Genomic DNA, 21385 nt, shown 5'->3' on the forward strand with positions numbered 1-21385 from the left:
GAAATTTTTATATTTACTACCATATCTATGCCTACTATCCACTTAACTACCGTTATCCATGCTCCGCTGGAGCGGGTCTTTGACCTGAGCAGGAGCATTACGCTGCACAAGAAAAGCATGTCGCACCGGCAGGAAGAAGCGATTAAAGGTCGCATCAACGGCCTGATTGCTTATAACGAAACCGTGACCTGGCGGGCTAAACACCTCGGAAAGATGAGGGAGCTAACCACCAAAGTCACTGCGATGCGACAGCATGAGTTTTTTAGTGATGAGATGACCGATGGCGACTTTACCCATATGAGTCATGAGCATCATTTTAAAGAAATCGGCAACGGTACTGTCATGATCGATATCATGGATTTTGGTACACCTTATGGCTGGTTTGGAAGAGTATTTGAAAAGTTTTACCTGCAAAAGTATATGACCAAGCTGTTGCAGGAGCGAAATAATACTATTAAGGAGTTTGCCGAAAGCGAGAAGTGGAGAGTGATCCTTGATTAAAGTTAAAAGCATTTGAATGACAGAAAGCAATAAACCCAGCCTGGAAGTGTGTTTATCCCCGGCATTGTTACACTTATTTGATGTGAAAAGCAGCATTGTCGTTATTATCGATGTGTTGCGGGCTACTTCTACTATCTGTACTGCCCTGTACAATGGCGCTTCCCGGGTAATCCCGGTGGCCAGCGTGGAAGAGTGCGTGAATATTGGCCGCGCTATTGGTGGCATTACCGCTGGCGAAAGAGATGGCAAAATTGCAGAAGGATTGGTACACGGCAACTCTCCTTTTGAATATCCGCGCGAGTTTATAGAAAATAAAACCCTGGTACTTACTACTACCAATGGTACCAAGTTATTGCATATGGCCAAAGATGCGGTGCAGATCATTACAGGGTCTTTTCCTAACATCAGCGCAGTGTGCGAGTACCTGGTGGCGCAAAAGCAAAACGTTATCCTGGGTTGTGCCGCCTGGAAAGACCGGGTCAACATGGAAGATACCCTCTTTGCGGGGGCAGTGGTGAACCGTATTAAGGAACATTTTGACGTTAACTGCGATTCCGCTATTGCCGCTGAAGCCCTTTATACTTCCTCCAAAGACGATATTTATACTTTTATGAAACAGGCCTCCCACTACCAGCGTTTAGCGAAGTACGGGCTGGAAAAAGATATACACTACTGTCTCACACCGGATGGCGCTAATGTGCTGCCGTTGTTCAGGGATGGGGAACTGATTGCCGGGTAGTTTGTATTAAACTTTTTTCAAGAATAGTTTTGATTTTAGAGGATTAGCGAAGACCGATGCGGATATCCGTGCTGGTCTTCGCTAATTTTTTAATAAATAATCAACTTAATCCTGACCATGGCGAAATACGCCAGGAATAATTATGTTGATTTTAGTTGGCATCCATGATTGAATCGAAATTATTACCCGGCATAAGGCTGGTACTTTCTCATAATTTTTTATAGTTTGCAGCGTATATAACCAGTATTGTCAGCCAATCAGTCATATAACGAGAATGAGTTGCTTTTGCGTCTTGCAGAAGGAGAGAATGCTGCATTCCGGAAATTGTATGATATGTATTATAGTGCACTGATGGATTTTGCACATAAGCTGACCGGAAACATGGCTGAAGCAGAAGACATCACTTTGCGCACCTTTGCCAAGCTCTATGAGCGCCCCCCTGAACTGTCGAACATGACGCATCTCCGGCGATGGCTTTTCCTCACCGTTCGGAATGATTCCCTGAATTATCTCAAGAAACGGAAGTATATACAGTCCAACGAGCGCAATCTACAGGATAGCTACTACAGCCAGGCTTCCCTCGACGCTATTATGACAGAAGAAGAACTAGTTCGCCGGTTATATAATGCAATAGAATTACTCCCTGCACAACGCCGGCGGATATTTATCCTCACTTACCTTGAAGGCTATAAAGCCCGCGAGATCGCGGAATTACTCGGTATTTCAGAAAATACGGTTAATACACAAAAGAAACGGGCCCTGGTGGGTCTTCGCAGCAGCCTGGGTATTGTCGTGTTCTATCTGTTGTTCTACCGGTAAAATTTTTTTTCTCCAGCTGTCACCATTTTTGATTTCCGGATTGTAATTACTAGCACATGGAAGAGAAAGACCACATTCAAGAGGTTGCAGGTTGGGTCCTTCGGGAGCTGCAGGGCGACGAAAGCCGGGAACTGAAGCAGGAGCTGTCGCGATTTGTGGCGGCATCCGAAGAAAATGCCCGTCTTTATGCCCGATTGAAGAACCAGGATTTCCTCGCTACAAGGTTACAGGAATACCGGGCATACGAAGAGAGCAAGGAACGCAATTGGGAACGGCTACAGGAGTATGTTTCAGCGGGTAAGCGAAAAACAGCCCGTACTTTTTATCTGCCTCGCGTTTGGTGGGCAGCGGCTTCCATTATGTTGTTATTAGGAGCTGGTTTTTATTTCTGGCGTTCCCGTCAAATTCCAGCTTCATCTCAACAAATTGCACATGTAACGGATGTTCCGGCAGGTCAGGCAGGCGCGATTCTCACGTTGTCAGATGGCAGGCAAGTCTCTCTGGATACCATTACTAACGGCGTAATTGCCCTGCAGTCTGGTGTTACAGCGAAAGTGGTCAACGGCAATCTCTACTACGAAGGTAATGGTACTAAAATCGCCTATAATATAATGAACACGCCCAGGGGCCGTCAATATCAGTTGACGCTGCCTGATGGTACGCAGGCATGGCTGAATAGTTTTAGTTCCATCCGCTATCCTACCGTATTTACAGGGAATAAACGGGAAGTGGAGATAACCGGAGAGGTTTACCTGGAGGTGGCCAAAGATGCGCAGGCGCCCTTCTATGTAAATGTAAAGAACAAGGCGAAAGTGCAGGTGCTGGGCACCAGCTTTAATATTAATGCCTATGAAGATAATAGCGAGATCTATACCACACTGCTCGAAGGTAGTGTGCGGATATCAAAAGATAATGCTGCTGTAAACCTGCACCCCGGTCAGCAAGCCATTTTACGCGAAGCCCCGCAGCCGATAAATGTGTTGGATAATGTGGAGATAGATAAAGTGCTGGCCTGGAAAAATGGTGCTTTTAATTTTGAGGATGTAACATTGGCAGAAGCCATGAAACAGCTGGAGCGCTGGTATGATATTGAAGTGGTAATTGAAAAAGATGTTCCTGCCAATCTACCCTTCTATGGAAAAATAAGCAGAACACTCAGCCTGCAAAAGTTGCTGGATGCACTGGACCAAACAGACCTGAAATTTCGTATTGAACAGCACCGGAAACTTATTATAACTAAATAACGACCACCATTAAAAAGAAAGCAAGTGACGGAGGCACGTATCTGACCTTAATTATGCCTATTAAAAAACCGGAAGTGTTGACACCACTTCCGGAAGCTGTTTAGCTGACCAAAGTGCTTGAGCACACCTCTTATTTATATCAACCAAACTGATGCAAGTTATGCAAAAAAAAGTTTATGTGCATGGCTGCCGGACCAGGCTACTATTGGGCCTGGTTTGCGGTAGCCGAAGACTAACCAAATCTATTTTAGTAATGAAGCTTAGTGTAATGATACTGTTGGGAGCACTACTCCAGGTACAGGCATCAAGTTTAGCTCAAACCGTTTCTTTCTCTGGCAGGAATGTTCCTATAAACAAGGTTCTTCGGGAAGTGGAAAAACAAACCGGGTACTTCATTTTCTACAGCAGTAACGAAATCAGGGAAATGACAGCATCGCGAATGGTTTCAGTGAACATGAAGCAGGCGCCCCTGGATGTTTTCCTGAAATCTCTTTTTAACGGGCAACCTCTTTATTTCCGGTTAGAAGACAAAACCATTTTTATTCTAAAAGATAGAGCACCTGCTGCAGTGGCAACTACTGAAAATCTTACGCCGCCGGTTACAGTAGCAGGACGGGTAACGGACCTCGAGGGAAATCCAGTACCCGGTGTTACAATAATGGTGCAGGGAACCAGGATTGCTACTACGGCAAATGATCAGGGGCAATTCAAGCTGGAGGGCATTCCCGAAAAAGCGATGATCGTGTTCTCCGCTGTGGGATATATGCCCACATCTGCCAGGTATACTGGTAATACTGTAGTACCAGAGCCGTTGTACGTAATGGGCAGAAATGGACAACGGGAGGAAACTGAGGGAAACACGCGCAGTACGGTATTGCTGGAAGACGGCGGCAATTTATCCGTAAAGCTGGCTCGTATGGTAAAAGGCATCGAAACGGTAGTAGTAACGGGGATTTTCCAGCGTAATATCAACAATTTTACAGGTGCATCCAAAACTATTTCCGGGGCCGAAGCCAAGAAAATAAGCGCCAATAACGTGTTTGCTGCCGTGGCAGCACTGGATCCATCATTCAGGATTGTACCCAACAACGTTGCAGGAGGCAATATTAATCAACTGCCGGAGATCCAGATGCGTGGCCAGAACTCATTCCCCAATCTGAGCGGGCAGCTTTCCAATAATCCCAATGCGCCTTTATTCATATTGGATGGTTTTGAAGTAAACCTGCAGCGTATTGTAGATCTCGACATGAACCTGATAAATAGTATCACGTTGCTGAAAGATGCATCTGCAACGGCGATATATGGATCAAGAGGAGCCAATGGCGTGATGGTAGTTACCACAGTAACTCCTAAAGCAGGAAAAATGCAGGTTACGGTAACAAACGATTTCCGTGCGACCACTCCTGATCTTTCTGTGTACAATTTGCTGAATGCTGCCGAGAAACTGGATTTTGAGAAGAGAGCGGGTGTTTATTCATCCACCAGTCTTCAGTTACAGCAGAAGCTGGAAGCATTATACTATGAACGGTACCGCGCCATGAAAAGCGGGGTGAACACAGATTGGTTAGCTATTCCTGTACAGAATGGCTATAGCAACCGTACCACACTTTATATGCAGGGAGGCGACCAGTCTATCCGTTATGGCCTTCAGCTGGGCGCAGATCTGCAATCCGGCGTGATGAAAGGGCAGAACAGAAAGAACTATACCGGTCAGTTTGATCTGAACTACATGATCAAAAAGCTGCAGTTCCGAAACTCTATCCGGATCATGGCTAATAATGCCAATGAATCGCCCTATGGTAATTTCAGTGATTATGTACGCATGAATCCCTACTGGACACCTTACGATGGAACTGGTAACGTAAAGCCTTTGCTGGAAGATCTGAGTTATAGTGGTACCATTTACAGGCAAACGAACCCGGTTTATAATGCTACTTTGCACTCGGTAAACCGTGCGCAGTATTTCGGTATTTCAAATAATTTCAGCGCAAGATATGCCCTGTTGCCTTCTCTTTATTTTGAAACCAATTTCAGTCTGAATAGGCAAAGTGGTTCGTCTGACCAGTTCTATTCCGCACAGGATGGCCGGTTTGCCAATATCACAGATGTATCACAAAAGGGTAGTTATACCGCGCGGAACGATAATAGTTTTTCTTATGAAAGTCTTACCACCGGTAACCTGAACATCTCTTTCGGGCCACACCAGGTTTTTTCTACGCTGGGCTTCAATTTCGCTAACAACAGCAATAATTATTATCAGTTAGTAGCACAGGGTTTCCCTTACGACCGTTTAGACAACCTGCTTTTTGCCGCTCAATATCAGGCAAACTCACGTCCTACGGGCGATGAAAGCACAATAAGACGTGTGGGGGTCGTTTACAGTGGTAACTATACCTATGATAACCGCTTCCTGGCAGATGTTTCCCTTCGTCGTGACGGATCTTCACAGTATGGTACGAAAAAAAGATTCGGCACCTTTTGGTCTGCAGGTATCGGTTGGAACATCCACAACGAATCGTTCTTTACCCAAAGTGATGTGGTGAACAGGTTGAAGATCAGGGCAAGCTATGGTTCTACGGGCTCTCTGAACATCCCCGCCTACAGCGCTCAGAACCTCTATACATTTGGTGTGGGCACCGCTTATTATAATGAACTCGGCGCGGTGTTCAGCGGACTGGGTAATGAAACTCTCAGCTGGCAAAGCGTATACAAGACTAACCTGGGAGCAGACCTTGTGTTGTTCCGAGAGAAAGTGGATGCCCGGGTAGATGTTTACCGCGAAAATACCCGAAACTCCCTGACACAAATAACGCTGGCGCCCTCCACCGGCTTTGCCAGCTATTCAGAGAATCTCGGTCAGATACAGAACACCGGATTCGAGTTCTCTGTACGCTATAAAATCATGGAAAAACGCGCGGATGGCTTGCTTTGGTCCGTAAATGTGAACGGTATTACGAACAGGAATGTACTGAAAGAGATATCCAACAAGCTGAAAGCGTCTAATGATAAACTCAACGCCGGCTCCAACCAAACCACGCCCAATATCCTCCTGCAGGAAGGTCAGTCTACCAATACTATTTATGCTGTGCGGTCCCTGGGTGTAGACCCTGCTACCGGTTCCGAAGTATTTCTGTCAAAAGATGGTAAGCCAACATATATATGGAATGTGGCAGACAAGGTGCCGGTAGGCATTGCACAGCCTAAGTGGAATGGCAACTTCGGCACCAATTTTATGTTCAAAGGCTTTGAACTGAACATGATCTTCAGTTGCCAGTTTGGTGGACAACTATATAATCAAACATTGATAGACAGGGTTGAATCAGTAAACCCGGGCTTCAATGTGGACCGGAGAGCCTATGACCTTGGCTGGAAGGGCCCCGGCGATGTTAGTAGGTACACAGCCATCAAAACAGATAAGCCGGTTACCTTACTAACCTCGCGTTTTGTGCAGGATGATAATACTGTGAACCTCTCCTCTGCCTCACTGGGCTATAATTTCTACCGCAGTGCATTTGTAAAAAGGATTGGTTTCAGAAGCCTGCAGGTAACAGCAATCACCAACGATGTGTTTCGCGTGAGCTCTATACAGATAGAACGCGGAACGGGTAATCCATTTGCAAGAACGTATTCACTTACTGTTCGTGCGGGCTTATAAATAGATGCATATGAAAAGGAATATTCTTATCACCTTATATCTGGCTGGCAGTATGATAATCGCCGGCTGCAACAAGTACCTGGATGTTACACCGAAATCACAGTTATCGGAAAGCCAGATGTTTGAATCTGAGGTCGGATTTCAACAGGCCTTGATGGGTATTTATTCGCAAATGGCCAGCCGGAGCCTTTATGGCGACAACCAGTCTATGGGCTTCGTTTCTGCACTGGCACAGAATTACAGCGTTTCTGGCGCCGGTGCGCCTCTGGCAGAAGCACGTGCGCTTAATTATACCTCGCAACAGGTGATCAATTATACAACAGCGATCTGGTCTGCCAGCTATACTGCTATCGCAGGAGTGAATAATATTATCAGCAATGCGGATGAGAACAGAACGATGTTCACCGGAAATAATTACGGGATGATCAAAGGCGAGGCGTTGGCGCTTCGGGCTTTCCTGCATTTTGAACTGCTCCGGCTCTTCGGACCGGAATATACGTTGGGAAAAGACCAGAAAGCAATCCCTTATAGAATGACCGTGGATCAGTATTCCCAGATACCGGCTACTACCGCAGAAGTGGTGAAACTTGCGCTGGATGATCTTGCGGCCGCGGCGAACTTACTTGTGAAAGTTGATCCCATTGTTTCCGGATCTCCCAACAGAAGGATCAAAATGAACTACTACGCAGTAAAAGCGCTGGAGGCCAGGGTCAGGTTGTATATCGGAGATAATGCCGGCGCAGCTGCTGCCGCGCACGATGTAGTAGATGCGGGTAAATTCCCTTTTGTTACCGCATCTGCCGCTTCGCAAACAATGGGGTCCAGAGACAGACTGTATATTACCGAACAGGTATTCTGTTTGCGGGTGCCTAATATCAAGGACTGGGCGGAGGTTTCTTATTTCAGATTTAATGGATCTACCAGTGTAAAACTCACACAGTCAGATGCTAATTTCAAATCGTTGTATGAGGCAGGCACCGGGGGAACAGGTGCAACTGATCTTCGTTACCGCTTTCTCATAGAACAGGATGGTGGCGCCCCATTTCCATCCAAATTCTGGCAAACTTACCAGTTCTCCACCATGGACTCCAATAGACTGGACCAACTGGTGCCGGTGATCCGCCTGTCTGAAATGTATTACATTCTGGCTGAAGTGGCGGCCACCCCCCAGGAAGGCGTGGGTTATCTCAATAAAGTGCGGGTAGCAAGAGCACTTGCGGAATTGCCAGCGAGCATTACAGCCACTACGCTGCAAAACGAAATTACCAAAGAATATCAGAAGGAATTTTACGCGGAAGGCCAGTGGTTTTACTATTACAAACGCAAAAAGATGGTGCGGATGCGCTTTATGACCAAGGATATACCGCTTAGCAAGTATGTATTGCCTATTCCTCCGTCTGAACTAGAGTTTAATCCTAATTACAATTAAACCCGGCATTATGAAGAAGCTTTTATTTTTAATCAGCATAGTGATAGCGGCATTTGGGATAGCCTGTAAAAAGCAGGATGTACCCTTGTTCAGCGGCAAGAATGGTATCTCTTTTTATAAGGGGCCTTATGATCCGGACAGCCTGGGGTATTCCTTCGCATTTTCGTTGGTGGAGAAGCAGAGAGATACGATATTCATTCCCATGCGTATTACCGGTCCTGCCAATCATGTAGCCAGAGCAATCGCTGTAAAAGCAGGAGACGGTACCACTGCCCGCGAGGGGAAAGATTTTATCCTCCCCGAAGCCACGCTGCCTGCTGATTCTTTGACCGTAAATTATCCCGTGATCGTACTGAACTCCCCTGAAATGAAGAACGGCACCTTCCGCCTTGTAGTACAAGTGGCGCCCAGCAAGGATTTTGAGCTGGGCGCCCTGGGAAAAGAAATTGGAGGTACCACGAATGTGGCAAGTATGATCATTAACATATCCGCACAGCTGATACGGCCATCTTATTGGCCTGCCGGTGGATATGGTGACTTTGGCCTCTTTAGCCAGGTGAAATTTAAATTCATGATGGAAGCCACAGGCCTTACCAATTTTGATTCCGACGTGATCGGTATCGACCAATACTATAACCTGCCGGTTGTATTACAGCGCAAGTTAGCCGAATATGAGGCTATTAATGGTCCATTAGTGGATGAAGATGGCTTACGTGTCACATTTAATTGATTTCAAAAAAACAAATTATGCGCAGACATATATTTAGCGATGTTCTTTGGTTGTGCGTAGTGGCAATAGTAGCTTTTTCCTGCCAGCGCGATAAACAGAATTACGTTTTTGAAAAACTGAATAAGGTGAGTATTTCCCCTGATTCAGCATTTGCTATTACACAGTATGATACATTGAAATTTGCACCGGTTTATACAGACACGAAACCGCCCGGTGTTCCATATAAGTACGAGTGGGTCATCTATCTGCAAAACGGCTCAGGAAGCCCGGTTACATTATCCGCGGAAAGGAATCTGAAAGCGGCCATTAAGCAATCGCCGGGAGTTTATACCTTGCAATGCCGGGTTACGGACCCCGAAACCGGTATCGTTGCGGTAAAGCTGTACAAGGTTACTGTGAATGGGAAGTTCTATAGCGGCTGGATGGTGGCTAATACCAGGAATAACAGTGCTCATCTTGACTTTATCCGCGTTGATGATGCTTTGATTTTAGATCCTGCCGGGTTGGCCAACAATACTACCTATTCAGGTAAAGCCATTGCTGCACTTTCTACCAACAACTCCGGTACGGCTATCATCCTGTTCTTTACCACCAATGGGGTCTTCAGGTTTAATGGAAACGACTTTTTTCAAAACGCCGGCACAGACAAGCTGCTCCCGGGTGCTAGTGCTTTCAGTACGTTGCCTGCATATTCATTGAATGTGTTGGCTTCGGAGCAGTTGTTGATCAGCGAAGGAGGATTGTATGGTGGTATCAGTACCGGGTTTGGAATGACTGAAGCGCAGGCGCTAAAACCCTTCTCTGACCGGTATAACGGGGATTACTACCTATTCCCCGGTCTTGCAGCGTCCAGTTTCTATACCACTTATGTATACGACAATAAGTACAAGCGCTTCATGCAAACCGGGTACGACACCAGAACATTGCTTCCATCTGCAGTCAATGGAAGTTTTGATATGGGAAATGTCGGTAAGACTGCCATAGGCTTTGACCGGGGAGCACTAGATAATGCTTATCCTACCGGTGAGTACTTTTTTATCATGCAGGATGAAAACAATAATCGTTATGTGTATTCTATCAATAAAGATGCACCTGCTATGAACCAGCTGATCGGGAACAGTCCTGAAATTGGTACTGCGAAATATTTTGCTACCGCCAGCAGTTTAAAGCAACTCTACTATGCTACCGATTCAAAGATTTACCTGTATGATATGATTGCCAATTCCAGTGAATTGCTGTATACATTCCCTGCAGGATACAAGATCGCAGACATCAAGATACAACGCACGGGAACTGCTCGCCTGGTAGTTGCTGCCAATAAAGGCACAGCTGGTGAAGTATTTTATTTTGAATTGAATGTGCGTGGCAGATTGGTAAATGAAACCTTCTCTAAAAAATTCCAGGGTTTTGGGGAGATCGTACAGGTTGGATTTAAAAACTAAAGAGATAATGAGAATACTTTCAATAATGCTATGTGCCGCACTTTTCACGGGTGTAGTACGGGCGCAGACATTTTCCGATCTATATAATGCCGTGAAATCCGAACCTGATCCTGTGAAGATGGGCGGGATCGTTAAAATAATGGAAAAACGGGTACGGGAAGGTAAAGGCGAAGAACATCAGGTTCAATATTGCCGGCAGTTGGTGGCCGTAGCTTTTGCTAACGAGGAGAATTTTGAAAAGGCCCGGCAGTGGGCCAACCAGATTGGCGATACAAGTATCAAGCTAACGGCATTGTACAACGTAATAGACAGGATGATAGCTGTAGGGAGATTTGAAGATGCTGAAAAACTACTAAAGCCAACATGGGAGCAGGTAAAGAAGAATGGATCCAGACTTCAGGGCGCTGGCGGGCCTTTTGAAGACAGGGGGCCGGGTGCTGCCGAGTTCGGCGCACTATACGGAAAGATACTATATGAAAAAGGGACCTATCGTGAATCGCTTGAATATCTCGCTCCTGCATTTGCCGGCAGCAGCCGGAGAGCTGGACGGGAACTCTATGCCATGGCGCTGGCCAAGGCCGGAGAAACAGACAAAGCGCTGGAGCAGATGAACCAGCTGATGTTAAGCCAGGAATCCCGGTCGGAAGAGTTTAATGCAGTAACCAGGAAGATATTTATAGAGAAATATGGTGACGATAAGCGTTATCTGTGGCTGAAAGACTCTATTACTGCCGATCATAAAAAGAAGTTGGAAGAAAAAATATCCAAAATGAAAGTGAATATACCGGCGCCGGATTTCACGCTGACAGACCTTACGGGTAAAACCGTTTCGCTGCAAAGCCTCCGCGGAAAAACTGTAATCCTCGATTTCTGGGCTACCTGGTGTCAGCCCTGTGTGGGCTCATTCCCCGGTATGCAAAAGGCGGTGGATTATTACAGGAATGATACGTCAGTAGTATTTATGTTCATTCACACTTTTGAAAGGAGCGATCATGCCACCGACGATGCCAAACGTTTACTGGCCTACCGGAAATACAGATTTGACGTGTATATGGACCTTAAAGATACAACTACGGGGAAAAATGAAGTAGTGAACAAGTATGGCGTAAAGGCTATTCCTACCAAGTTCATTATTGACAGGAATGGTATCATTCGCTACAGGAATACAGGATATATTTCCGTGGATGAAGCTATCCCGGAAATCAGTATGATGATTCAATCAATCAATTAAATTATGAAAAGAATAATTGGAGTATTTTGTTTTTTAGTGATCTCCTGGGCTGCCGTTGCACAAAATGGGATGGAGGGAGTGCGGGAGTTGAGGGCGATTACCGACAGTGCCCAGCTGAAAATGAAACTGGCGGAGTTAGAAAAGGGTAAAACGGAACAGGACCTGGAAACTGCCTACTTTTATTACCGCTATGCTAAAGATGGTGCCGCCAGGGCGCAGCAGGTGCTGGACCGGGCAATAAAAGAATATCCCCAAGGTCAGCTTGCATTCAATCAGGAAGTCCAACCGATAGAAGAGTTGCGGGATCTGAAGGAGATAGAAAAGCAATATCAGGCATTAATCAGAAAGTTTCCCGGTAAAAATTCGCCTGTTATTTTAGCGGAATTGGTGAATGCCAGTGCAGAAAAGGGGGATGCCAGGAAGATGTTGGAATATTGTAATCAATTGGATGTTAAAAAGTATCCGAGCGTATATGCCAGTGCACTGGCAGCACTTGCGGGATCAAATCCCCGGGAGGCAGCACCTCTCTTGAAAGATGCGGTAACAAATAGCCCTGTAACACCGGCAAATATATCCCAGGCTAAACCTCGCGCAGCAGCTATTTTTTATTCGATGGCGGGTGCTTATGGAAAATCTTTGCTTGCCAATGGAAAGGCCGAAGACGCCTATCAGTTTCTATACCTGCTTGCGAAAGACAACAGCGCACTACCCCCGCGCATTTCAGAGGTGTACATTACGGCTTTGCTGCAAACAAAAAGATATAAAGAAGCCCTGCCGCTCATAACGGATGCGATAAAAGCGTCCACCGCTTCAGCAGATTTGAAAGCCCGGCTGAAGGAAGTGTATACCATTGCAAAAGGCTCGGCAGCAGGGTTTGAGACGTATGAGCAGCAATTGCTCCAGGCTTCAGACGAGAGAATAGCAGCCGATGCGGTACAACATGCTGTAAGTTTGCCGGCTGCGGATTTTGCCATAAAAGATGTAGATGGTAACCTGGTTTCGCTACAGGATATGAAAGGCAAAGTAGTCGTGCTGGACTTCTGGGCAACCTGGTGCGGCCCTTGCAAATTATCTTTCCCGTCTATGCAGGCGGCCGTGGATAAGTACAAAAATGATCCGGATGTAAAATTCTTCTTCATTCATACGCTCGACAAGACAAAAGGGGATGCTGCAAAGGAGGCAAAGGCCTATGTTACAGACAATCACTACTCATTTCATGTGTTAATGGACTGGAGGAATAAGGAAACGGATAAATCTCCGGTGGCACAGCGCTTCAATGTAGACGCGATTCCGGCTAAGATCGTAATTGATCCTCAAGGTAATATCCGTTTCAGGAAGATCGGTTTTGACGGGAATAATGAAGTAGCATTTAAAGAACTTTCAGCCATGATAGAATATGCAAGGAGCAAATAGAAAGAAATAGTGTTGTCTGCCGGACATTTTAAAGATCTCCGGCAGGCAGCCTATCGCTCCAAAGTCGCCGTGGAGACGGATTTCTTTCGCTGTGGGAGGCTAAAAAAGACTGAACAACGCTCCCTCACGATGATGGGCTTGCCGGTGCTGTTTAAAAATGCTTATATTCTCCCCGCAAACGATAAGCTATGATACATTTTATCTGCACTACCTGCGGGGTGCAATATGAAGCCCGTGAAAAGACACCGGAATATTGCCCGGTTTGTGAAGATGACCGCCAGTATGTAAACCCCGCTGGTCAAAGCTGGACCACGCTGGAGCAGGTGCAAAAAACACACAGAAATATAATAGAGCTGGTAGCACCCGACTTGTACGCCATTTACAGCACACCGGATTTTGCCATTGGGCAGCGGGCGCATTTGCTCATTACGCCGGGTGGAAATATTCTCTGGGATTGCATTGCTAACCTCGACGCCTCTACGATAAAGATTATTCAACTGCTGGGTGGAATTAGGGCTATTGCCCTTTCCCACCCGCATTATTTTTCTACGATTGTGGAGTGGAGCCATGTTTTTGGCAATATTCCTGTATATGTACACCAGCTGGATGCGCAGTGGCTACAGCGCCGCGATGATGCTATTAAATTATGGTCAGGTAATGAATTCCCTTTATGGGATGGTATTAAGCTGGTATTGTGTGGAGGGCATTTTCCCGGTGCAAATGTGCTCTATACCCCTGCGGGTAAAGGCCTGTTGCTGGTGGGTGATGTCATCCAGGTGTCGTCCGACCGGAAAACGGTGTCGGTGATGTACAGTTATCCCAATAATATTCCGTTATCCGCCAGGGAAATTAACACGTTACATGTAGCCATAAAGCCGTTGGCATATGACGCGATGTATGGCGCTTTTGGAAAATATATCAAAACGGGGGCGCAAGCAGCCGTAGATTTTTCTTTAGAGAGATATCTGCAGCGAATTAAATGATTGATAAACAAGCATCTATATTTATAAAAAAAGATATTGGAAAATAGCCGCTTCCCCGCCATGGCAAACGGGAAGCGGTTAATCAGTTCTTAATGTGTGGACTGCGGGTTATTAGGAATTTTCTGCTTACTTTTGTGGATTGCCTTTTTATCAGCTGTTAAGTTTTTTTGATATATCTAGCAACCCTTTGCTGATAATAAAAGCAGGCAACAACGAATAGTATGTCGCTACCCCATTTGCTAAAATATGTTTACAACAACGGCACTGATGAAGTGATCCGCAGGGGGAAGCGTATTTTCTCGACCGGGGGTGTTGAACTCATTGAGGCAGACCCGGTGCTAAAAACAGCTACCTTCCGCGTAAAAAGCGACACACACGCCAATTATTACCGTGTTTCCATCAATAAATACGGGGAAACCAGCGGTATGTCCATCCGTTGCCAATGTCCGTATAACCTGGGCGATATTTGCCGGCACGAAGCTGCCGCACTTTTCCAGCTCCAGGAAATGCTTGACAAAAACCATTTTGAAAGCTTCGATACCCAGTTTGACCAGCAGCACACACTGGTGAAAATGAAATCTATCGATATCAAAAGTATCAAACTGCTTACCTCCGGCGCCATCCTGGCCCAGGCCGAAGAAATTGCCAAAAAGCATCCGGCTAAGATCAAACATGCGAAGGATGAAAAGGTGGAAGCTGTGCTGACACTGGATGGACAAGAATTTCCACTGATTATTCAGCGAAACGAAGAACGTTTTTTTGATACCCACTGCACCTGCGATGAAACGGAACACGCGCTTTGTGTGCATAAAACAGCCCTGTTCCTGCAACTACTGCAGAAGCACGGACCGTTCTATTTCGATACGCTGCGTAACTGGGACAAGGAAAAGAATAAATTGTTGTCGCTGTACGGTTATTCCCTATCGGACGACCTGGAAGGGAAATTTGCCTTTTCTTACATGGATGGCAAGCCGTTCTTAAGAGTGCTGGACCCTACCATCAAGCGGGTAGATGGCGCTACTGCCGGCCGGCAGCCGGTAACAGCTCCCCCACCCCAGGAGGAAACAATTACCATTTCACAGCGACTGGCCACTGTTTTCAACGCCAATGAAACGCTGTACCCCTACTTTAAAATAGACCTGGTAAGCGGCGAAATCAACGAAGAGCAAACCGCCTTTGTATCGCTCGCCAGCAAACTGGATCTCACGAAATACGTTGACTTTTACCAATACAAGGAAAAAGACAGGGAACTCATAGCGCCTATACGAAAATTACAGGGCAGCGAAGTGAGTAAATTCCTCAGCAAAAACTCCCCGTTTGCCGGCATCTGGGAAAATATTACGCATGAAAATGCGGAAGAATTGCCCACCGAAACGAAAGAGTTGATGCTGGAATACCTGCACCCTAAGCTGGCCAAACTGTTCCCACAGCTGGCAGAGCATGGACTGGTATTCGAACTGCCCAACCGGCAGGCCTTTAAAACAAAGAACCTGCAACAGCTGCAAATCGGCGCTGATCGCCTGAAATTGGTGATCAAAACCACTACCGGCGATACCCATGTTACGGTAAACTGTTACGTGAGTATCGAAGGAGAGCTGATAAATGTGGCTGATAATCAATGGGATAGTCCGCTTTTGTTCCTGCATAAGCAAGTGATTTATTTGTTTGAAAGTCCGCAGGATGCCCTGCACGTAGAGCTTTTCAAACAAAATGGTCAGTTGCGCATCGCCAACAACGAATGGCCTACCTACCTGAAGGACTACCTGTTGCCACTGAGCCGGCAGTATGATATCCAGTTCGACAAAGGATTGCTGGCAGAGGTAAAAGATATTGCCCCAGAGCCTCGTGTATTTCTGAAAGAGTTGGGAGAAACATTTATTATACAACCCGGATTTGCCTATCGCGGCCAGGAAGTAGAATGGAATGACGAAGGCAAGATTACCGTGCAGGAAGGCAATAAGGTGGTGATTATTCACCGGAATAAACCGGCTGAAGAAGAGTTTGTCGCAAAACTCCGCACATTACATACCAACTTCGCCCAGCACGATAACAACAACTATTTCTACCTGCGGGCAAAAGAAGCGTTGAAGAACAACTGGTTTTTCCTGTTTTTCGATGCGCTGAAAGAAATGAATGTGCGGGTATTTGGATTTGATTCCCTGCGCAATTTCAAATTCAGCTCACATAAACCGGTTACCAACCTGCAAATCAGCTCCGGCATCGACTGGTTCGATGCCCAGATTGAAGTGCTGTATGGCGATCAGAAAGTAAGTATCAAGGATATCAAAAATGCGCTGGCCAATAAACAGAACTATGTTCAGCTGGCAGATGGCTCCCTGGGGCTGTTGCCGGAAGAATGGCTGCGTAAATATTCCCTGCTGTTTAAAGTAGGGGAAGAAAAGGATAAAGGACTTAAACTCAGCAAATACAATTTCAGCGTTATTGATGAGTTGTATGAGTTTATAGATGACGAAGCAGTAGTGCTGGAACTGGAGCAAAAGCGGCGCAAGCTGTTGCAGTTTGATGAAATCCGCAATATAGCCCTGCCGGAGAATTTAAAGGCCAAATTGCGGCCTTACCAGGAAAGCGGCTTCCAGTGGCTCAACTACCTCGACGACATTAAATGGGGCGGTATATTGGCAGATGATATGGGTCTTGGTAAAACCATCCAGGCGCTTACCTTCCTCCAATATTACAAGAATAAGCACGGTGGTAAAACCATGGCGTTGATAGTTTGTCCTACTACGCTGATTTACAACTGGGAAAATGAAATCAAGAAATTTACACCGGATATCCGGCATCATATTCACCATGGCCCGGCGCGATTCAAATCGGCTGAGGAGCTGGTAAATTTCGATGCTATCATTACTACCTACGGTACCCTGCGCAGCGATATCCAGCTGCTCATGAAGATAGAGTTCGACTATGTGATCCTGGATGAATCGCAGGCGATAAAGAACCCGCAATCGAAGGTGACCAAGGCTGCGCAACTGCTGCAAACCCGCAACAGGCTCGCGTTGAGCGGTACGCCGATGCAGAATAATACCTTCGATATTTATGCGCAGATGAACTTCCTCAACCCGGGCATGCTGGGTAGTGTAGACTTCTTCCGCAATGAGTTTGCAACGCCTATCGACAAGTTCCAGGATGAAGAGCGAAAAGAACACCTGCGTAAGCTGATCTATCCGTTTATCCTGCGTCGTACTAAAGAGCAGGTGGCGAAAGACCTCCCAGAAAAAATAGAGACCGTGATCTTCTGTGAAATGGATGCGGAACAAAGGCATATCTATGATGCTTACCGTAATACCTACCGCTCCAAGATCCTCGGGGTTATTGAAGACCAGGGCATGGAACGTTCACAGCTAACCATCCTGCAAGGCTTGATGAAATTGCGGCAGATCTGCGACTCGCCGGCTATCCTGAACGATACCGAACAATATCCGAATCACTCAGTAAAATTGCACGAGCTCACCCGTGAAATTTCTGAGAATATCGGCAACCATAAAGTGCTGATCTTCTCCCAATTCCTCGGCATGCTTGGATTGATCCGCGACCGGATGCAACACCTGAAAATACCTTACGAGTATTTTGATGGTAGCACTTCCACTGTAGATCGTGAAAAGGCCATTCAGAACTTCCAGCATAACGAAGAGTGCCGCGTATTCCTGATTTCACTGAAAGCCGGTGGTGTAGGTTTGAACCTCACCGCAGCCGACTATGTATATATCGTGGACCCATGGTGGAACCCGGCTGTAGAGCAGCAAGCAATTGACCGTACTCACCGTATCGGGCAAACGAAAAATATCTTTGCTTACCGCATGATCTGTAAGGATACAGTAGAAGAGAAGATATTGCAGCTGCAGGAAAGGAAGAAATCGCTGGTGAAAGAGATCATTTCTGATGATAGCGGTTTTGTGAAGAAGCTGACGAAGGAAGATGTGTTGTATTTGTTTAGTTAATATTGAAGTATAGGCATTAAGTGCTAAATTAGCTTTATGAAAATTTCGCAACAAGAAATCCAAATCATTCAGCATTATTTCGCAGACAAACCTGTGAAAAAGGCCTTTATTTTTGGTTCTCAGGCGAGAGGAGATGCTAACGAGTTAAGCGACATTGATATTTTGGTGGAGTTGGATTATTCCAAATATATAGGTTTAGGATTTGTAACAATGCAACAGGACCTGGAAGATCAATTACATAAAAAGGTAGATCTTATTTCAGAGAAGGCTTTGTCGAAATATATTTTACCGTTTGTAGAATCAGATAAGCAATTGATCTATGAAAGGTAAGATGGGTGATAGGCAGCGCTTGCAGCATATCGCCGAAGCGATAGGAGAAATAGAAGCCTATGCCGAAGGCAAATCTCTTTCCGATTTTATAGAGAATTCAATGATGCGTTTTGCTTCTGTAAAGCAAATTGAGATTATTGGAGAAGCCGCGAATTTGCTAACACAGGAGCTGAGAGATAATAATAATGATGTTGCCTGGCGACAGATTATAGGACTTAGGCATGTTCTCGTTCACGAGTATTTTGGAATAGATGCTGAAGTGATATGGCAGATTATCGAGAACGATATTCCTATTTTAAAAGAAAGGATAGATGAGATGTTGAATAATTTAGAATAGCTTATTTTAAACGAAACTATAAGGAGGGAGATGTTTTTAAACAAAACATCTCCTTTTTTTGTGCCCGTCAATTTCCAGGAACCCCTTTTCATTTTCTGCATATACCCTTCCGTTTCTGCATGGTTTCCCCGACTGGCACATTTCACGTTAATACCGTTATATACTATTAAATAATTGATATACAATTATTTATATGCTTTCAAAAGCATCTTTCCCAACACTGGCACTCCGCTGGCATTACCCCAATTGTATCAAAACAATTGATCCATATGCTACCAGACTCAAAAATCTCTCAACTGATAGGTTTGCAGATTCCAGGGTTAACATTTCCTGCCGCACAACAGGAGCCGGTAAGAGGCTCCATTAGTAAGGTGATCCACACTTTTGCGGATTATACCAGCCGGATGATCAGAAGTGAACAATTACATGAGGTAAAGCGTTGCTTCACTGTGGCGGGTGTATTATATCATAATGGGAGCAGTGCGTTGCGCAATGCTATTGAAAGCGCTTTTATGTATACGTTATCTCCCCTGCTCTGTGGCAAGCATAAGGAACTATTGCCTTTATCATTGAAGAACATCAGGATTCAGCATTTACAAACAATCGCTATATAAAACAACTTTTATGATGATGACTATTCTCCTGGTACTGGCAGGAATCGCCTGCTTTGCCGTGTTTTTTAAATCGGTAGACTATTTCGAAAAGATCTAATTAAAACTACTATGAACGCATTATTTGTTTTATCACTTTTCGTTTTCGGCTACATGATCTATGTACTGTTGAAACCTGAAAAATTCTGAGTAACAGATTACTCCTACGCCTATACGCAAAGCTTTTTTAACTCACTATTGAAATGACAACAGAAATTTTAGGCGTTATAGCCACCTACGGTATTACGCTGTTATTAGCCTGGCCACTGGCGAGGTACATCGTAAAGATATTCAGGGGCGAGCGTACCTGGTCCGACTTTATGGCGCCACTGGAACGCCTCTTCTTTAAGATATCGGGTATCAATCCTCATGAAGAAATGAACTGGAAACAGCACATGAAAGCTATGCTGACCATCAACTTAGTATGGTTTGTGTATGCGTTTTTTGCGCTGATGTTCCAGGATAAACTGCCGCTGAATCCGGATGGAAACCCGGGGCAGTCGGCCGATCTGGCGTTTAATACCGCCATCAGTTTCGTAGTAAACTGTAACCTGCAACACTATTCCGGTGAAACAGGCGTCACCTATTTTACACAGTTATTTGTACTGGCCTTCCTGCAATTTGTGAGCGCTGCCACCGGTATTGCTGCATTGGTGGTAGTGTTTAAGGCGATGAAAGAAAAGACGACCACTCAGCTCGGCAACTTCTGGGATATTTTTCTTAAAACGATTACCCGTATCCTGTTGCCCATCAGCATTGTGATAGCGCTCATTTTCATATTTAATGGTATGCCCGCCAGCTTTGCCGGTAAAGATACCCTGGTGACCATGCAGGGCGATACTGTAAACGTATCCCGCGGCCCTGTTGCGGGTTTCGTGGCCATCAAACACCTCGGTACTAATGGTGGTGGTTTCTTTGGCGCTAACTCCGCACATCCGCTTGAAAACGTCAATTATGTTACCTGGATGACCGAAATGGTAGCACAGGTGGTGATCCCTATTGCGATGGTATTTGCCCTGGGCATGTTTATACAACGAAAGAAATTTGCGTACGTCATTTTCGGGATCATGACGATAGGGATGATTTGTTTGCTCATCCCATCTATGCAGCAGGAAATGGCCGGCAACCCCGAAATAGCCAAGATGGGCATACACCAGGCTACAGGGGCCATGGAAGGTAAGGAAGTGCGGTTTGGCCCGGCCGCCACTGGCTATTGGAGTACGGTGACCACCATTATATCTACCGGCTCTGTATGTGGCTGGCACGATAGTACGATGCCGCTCACAGGTTTAATGCAGCTGCTGGGCATGATGCTAAACTGTTTCTACGGAGGTTGCGGTGTAGGTATCCTTAACTATTACATCTACATCATCATAGCAGTATTTATATCAGGATTGATGGTGGGCCGTACGCCTGAGTTTATGGGGCATAAGCTGGAAGCCAGGGAAGTAAAGATTGCCGCGTTGATTACGTTGTTATCTCCCTTCCTGATCCTGGCAGGTACCGCGTTATCTTCCTGGGTATTGTCGCACCACCCGGATATTAACTGGGCAGTGAAACCATCAGCCTGGTTGAATAACCCTGGCTATCACGGTTTCTCCGAAATGCTGTATGAATATACCTCTGCCAACGCCAACAATGGTTCTGGTTTTGAAGGTTTGGGAGATGGTAACATATTCTGGAACGTATCTACCGGCTTTGTGCTGATCCTGGGCAGATTCCTGCCAATAATCGGCCCGGTGGCGATTGCAGGCCTGATGGCATCCAAGAAGTATGTGCCTGAATCGGCCGGTACGCTGAGAACAGATTCACTCACTTTCGGCGCCATGACATTTGCCGTGATTGTTATTCTCACTGCCTTGGCTTATTTCCCAGCCCTGGCATTGGGACCTATCGCAGAGTATTTTTCCCTGTAATTTTTTA

The 21385-nt window shown here is 45.7% G+C and carries 16 protein-coding genes; all 16 read left to right on the forward strand.

The window, feature by feature from the left end:
* The first annotated feature begins 27 nt into the window (after positions 1-27).
* The 16 genes from HGH91_RS10635 to kdpA all read left to right on the forward strand — a co-directional run bounded on the left by HGH91_RS10635 (position 28) and on the right by kdpA (position 21378).
* Positions 28-501, forward strand: coding sequence for an SRPBCC family protein (locus tag HGH91_RS10635; protein ID WP_168738425.1), 474 nt, complete (start codon positions 28-30; stop codon positions 499-501).
* 16 nt (positions 502-517) lie between these two features.
* Entirely contained in the window at positions 518-1240 is a 723-nt protein-coding gene (locus tag HGH91_RS10640; protein WP_168738426.1) for a 2-phosphosulfolactate phosphatase, read from the forward strand.
* Between the two features lie 279 nt (positions 1241-1519).
* Positions 1520-2059: an RNA polymerase sigma-70 factor gene (locus HGH91_RS10645; protein ID WP_168738427.1), complete on the forward strand. Its 540-nt coding sequence runs from the start codon at positions 1520-1522 to the stop codon at positions 2057-2059.
* 56 nt (positions 2060-2115) lie between these two features.
* On the forward strand, positions 2116-3303 hold the full coding sequence (locus tag HGH91_RS10650) for a FecR domain-containing protein (protein ID WP_168738428.1): 1188 nt from the start codon (positions 2116-2118) through the stop codon (positions 3301-3303).
* A gap of 253 nt (positions 3304-3556) precedes the next feature.
* A complete protein-coding gene (locus HGH91_RS10655; RefSeq protein WP_168738429.1) occupies positions 3557-6958 on the forward strand; it encodes a SusC/RagA family TonB-linked outer membrane protein in 3402 nt (1133 codons plus the stop codon).
* A gap of 10 nt (positions 6959-6968) precedes the next feature.
* The gene (locus HGH91_RS10660) at positions 6969-8387 is read left to right on the forward strand and encodes a RagB/SusD family nutrient uptake outer membrane protein (protein ID WP_168738430.1); all 1419 of its coding nucleotides are present in this window, start codon (positions 6969-6971) and stop codon (positions 8385-8387) included.
* A gap of 10 nt (positions 8388-8397) precedes the next feature.
* Positions 8398-9117 (forward strand): DUF4843 domain-containing protein, encoded by a 720-nt coding sequence (locus HGH91_RS10665; RefSeq protein WP_168738431.1) that lies wholly within the window; start codon positions 8398-8400, stop codon positions 9115-9117.
* A gap of 17 nt (positions 9118-9134) precedes the next feature.
* Positions 9135-10559: a PKD-like family lipoprotein gene (locus HGH91_RS10670; protein WP_168738432.1), complete on the forward strand. Its 1425-nt coding sequence runs from the start codon at positions 9135-9137 to the stop codon at positions 10557-10559.
* A 7-nt stretch (positions 10560-10566) separates the two neighbouring features.
* Positions 10567-11790, forward strand: coding sequence for a TlpA family protein disulfide reductase (locus HGH91_RS10675; RefSeq protein WP_168738433.1), 1224 nt, complete (start codon positions 10567-10569; stop codon positions 11788-11790).
* 3 nt (positions 11791-11793) lie between these two features.
* Entirely contained in the window at positions 11794-13203 is a 1410-nt protein-coding gene (locus HGH91_RS10680; RefSeq protein WP_168738434.1) for a TlpA disulfide reductase family protein, read from the forward strand.
* 188 nt (positions 13204-13391) lie between these two features.
* On the forward strand, positions 13392-14186 hold the full coding sequence (locus HGH91_RS10685; RefSeq protein ID WP_168738435.1) for an MBL fold metallo-hydrolase: 795 nt from the start codon (positions 13392-13394) through the stop codon (positions 14184-14186).
* 221 nt (positions 14187-14407) lie between these two features.
* A complete protein-coding gene (locus tag HGH91_RS10690) occupies positions 14408-18145 on the forward strand; it encodes an SNF2-related protein (protein ID WP_168738436.1) in 3738 nt (1245 codons plus the stop codon).
* A 36-nt stretch (positions 18146-18181) separates the two neighbouring features.
* Positions 18182-18475 (forward strand): nucleotidyltransferase family protein, encoded by a 294-nt coding sequence (locus tag HGH91_RS10695; RefSeq protein ID WP_168738437.1) that lies wholly within the window; start codon positions 18182-18184, stop codon positions 18473-18475.
* Positions 18465-18812, forward strand: coding sequence for a DUF86 domain-containing protein (locus HGH91_RS10700; protein WP_168738438.1), 348 nt, complete (start codon positions 18465-18467; stop codon positions 18810-18812). Before HGH91_RS10695 ends, HGH91_RS10700 begins: the two co-directional genes overlap by 11 nt.
* Before the next feature lie 269 nt (positions 18813-19081).
* Entirely contained in the window at positions 19082-19426 is a 345-nt protein-coding gene (locus tag HGH91_RS10705; protein ID WP_145662448.1) for a hypothetical protein, read from the forward strand.
* A gap of 239 nt (positions 19427-19665) precedes the next feature.
* Positions 19666-21378, forward strand: a complete 1713-nt coding sequence (kdpA, locus tag HGH91_RS10715; protein ID WP_168738439.1) for a potassium-transporting ATPase subunit KdpA — start codon at positions 19666-19668, stop codon at positions 21376-21378.
* Positions 21379-21385 lie beyond the last annotated feature (7 nt).

The sequence above is a fragment of the Chitinophaga eiseniae genome (assembly GCF_012641265.1).
GTDB lineage: Bacteria > Bacteroidota > Bacteroidia > Chitinophagales > Chitinophagaceae > Chitinophaga > Chitinophaga eiseniae_A.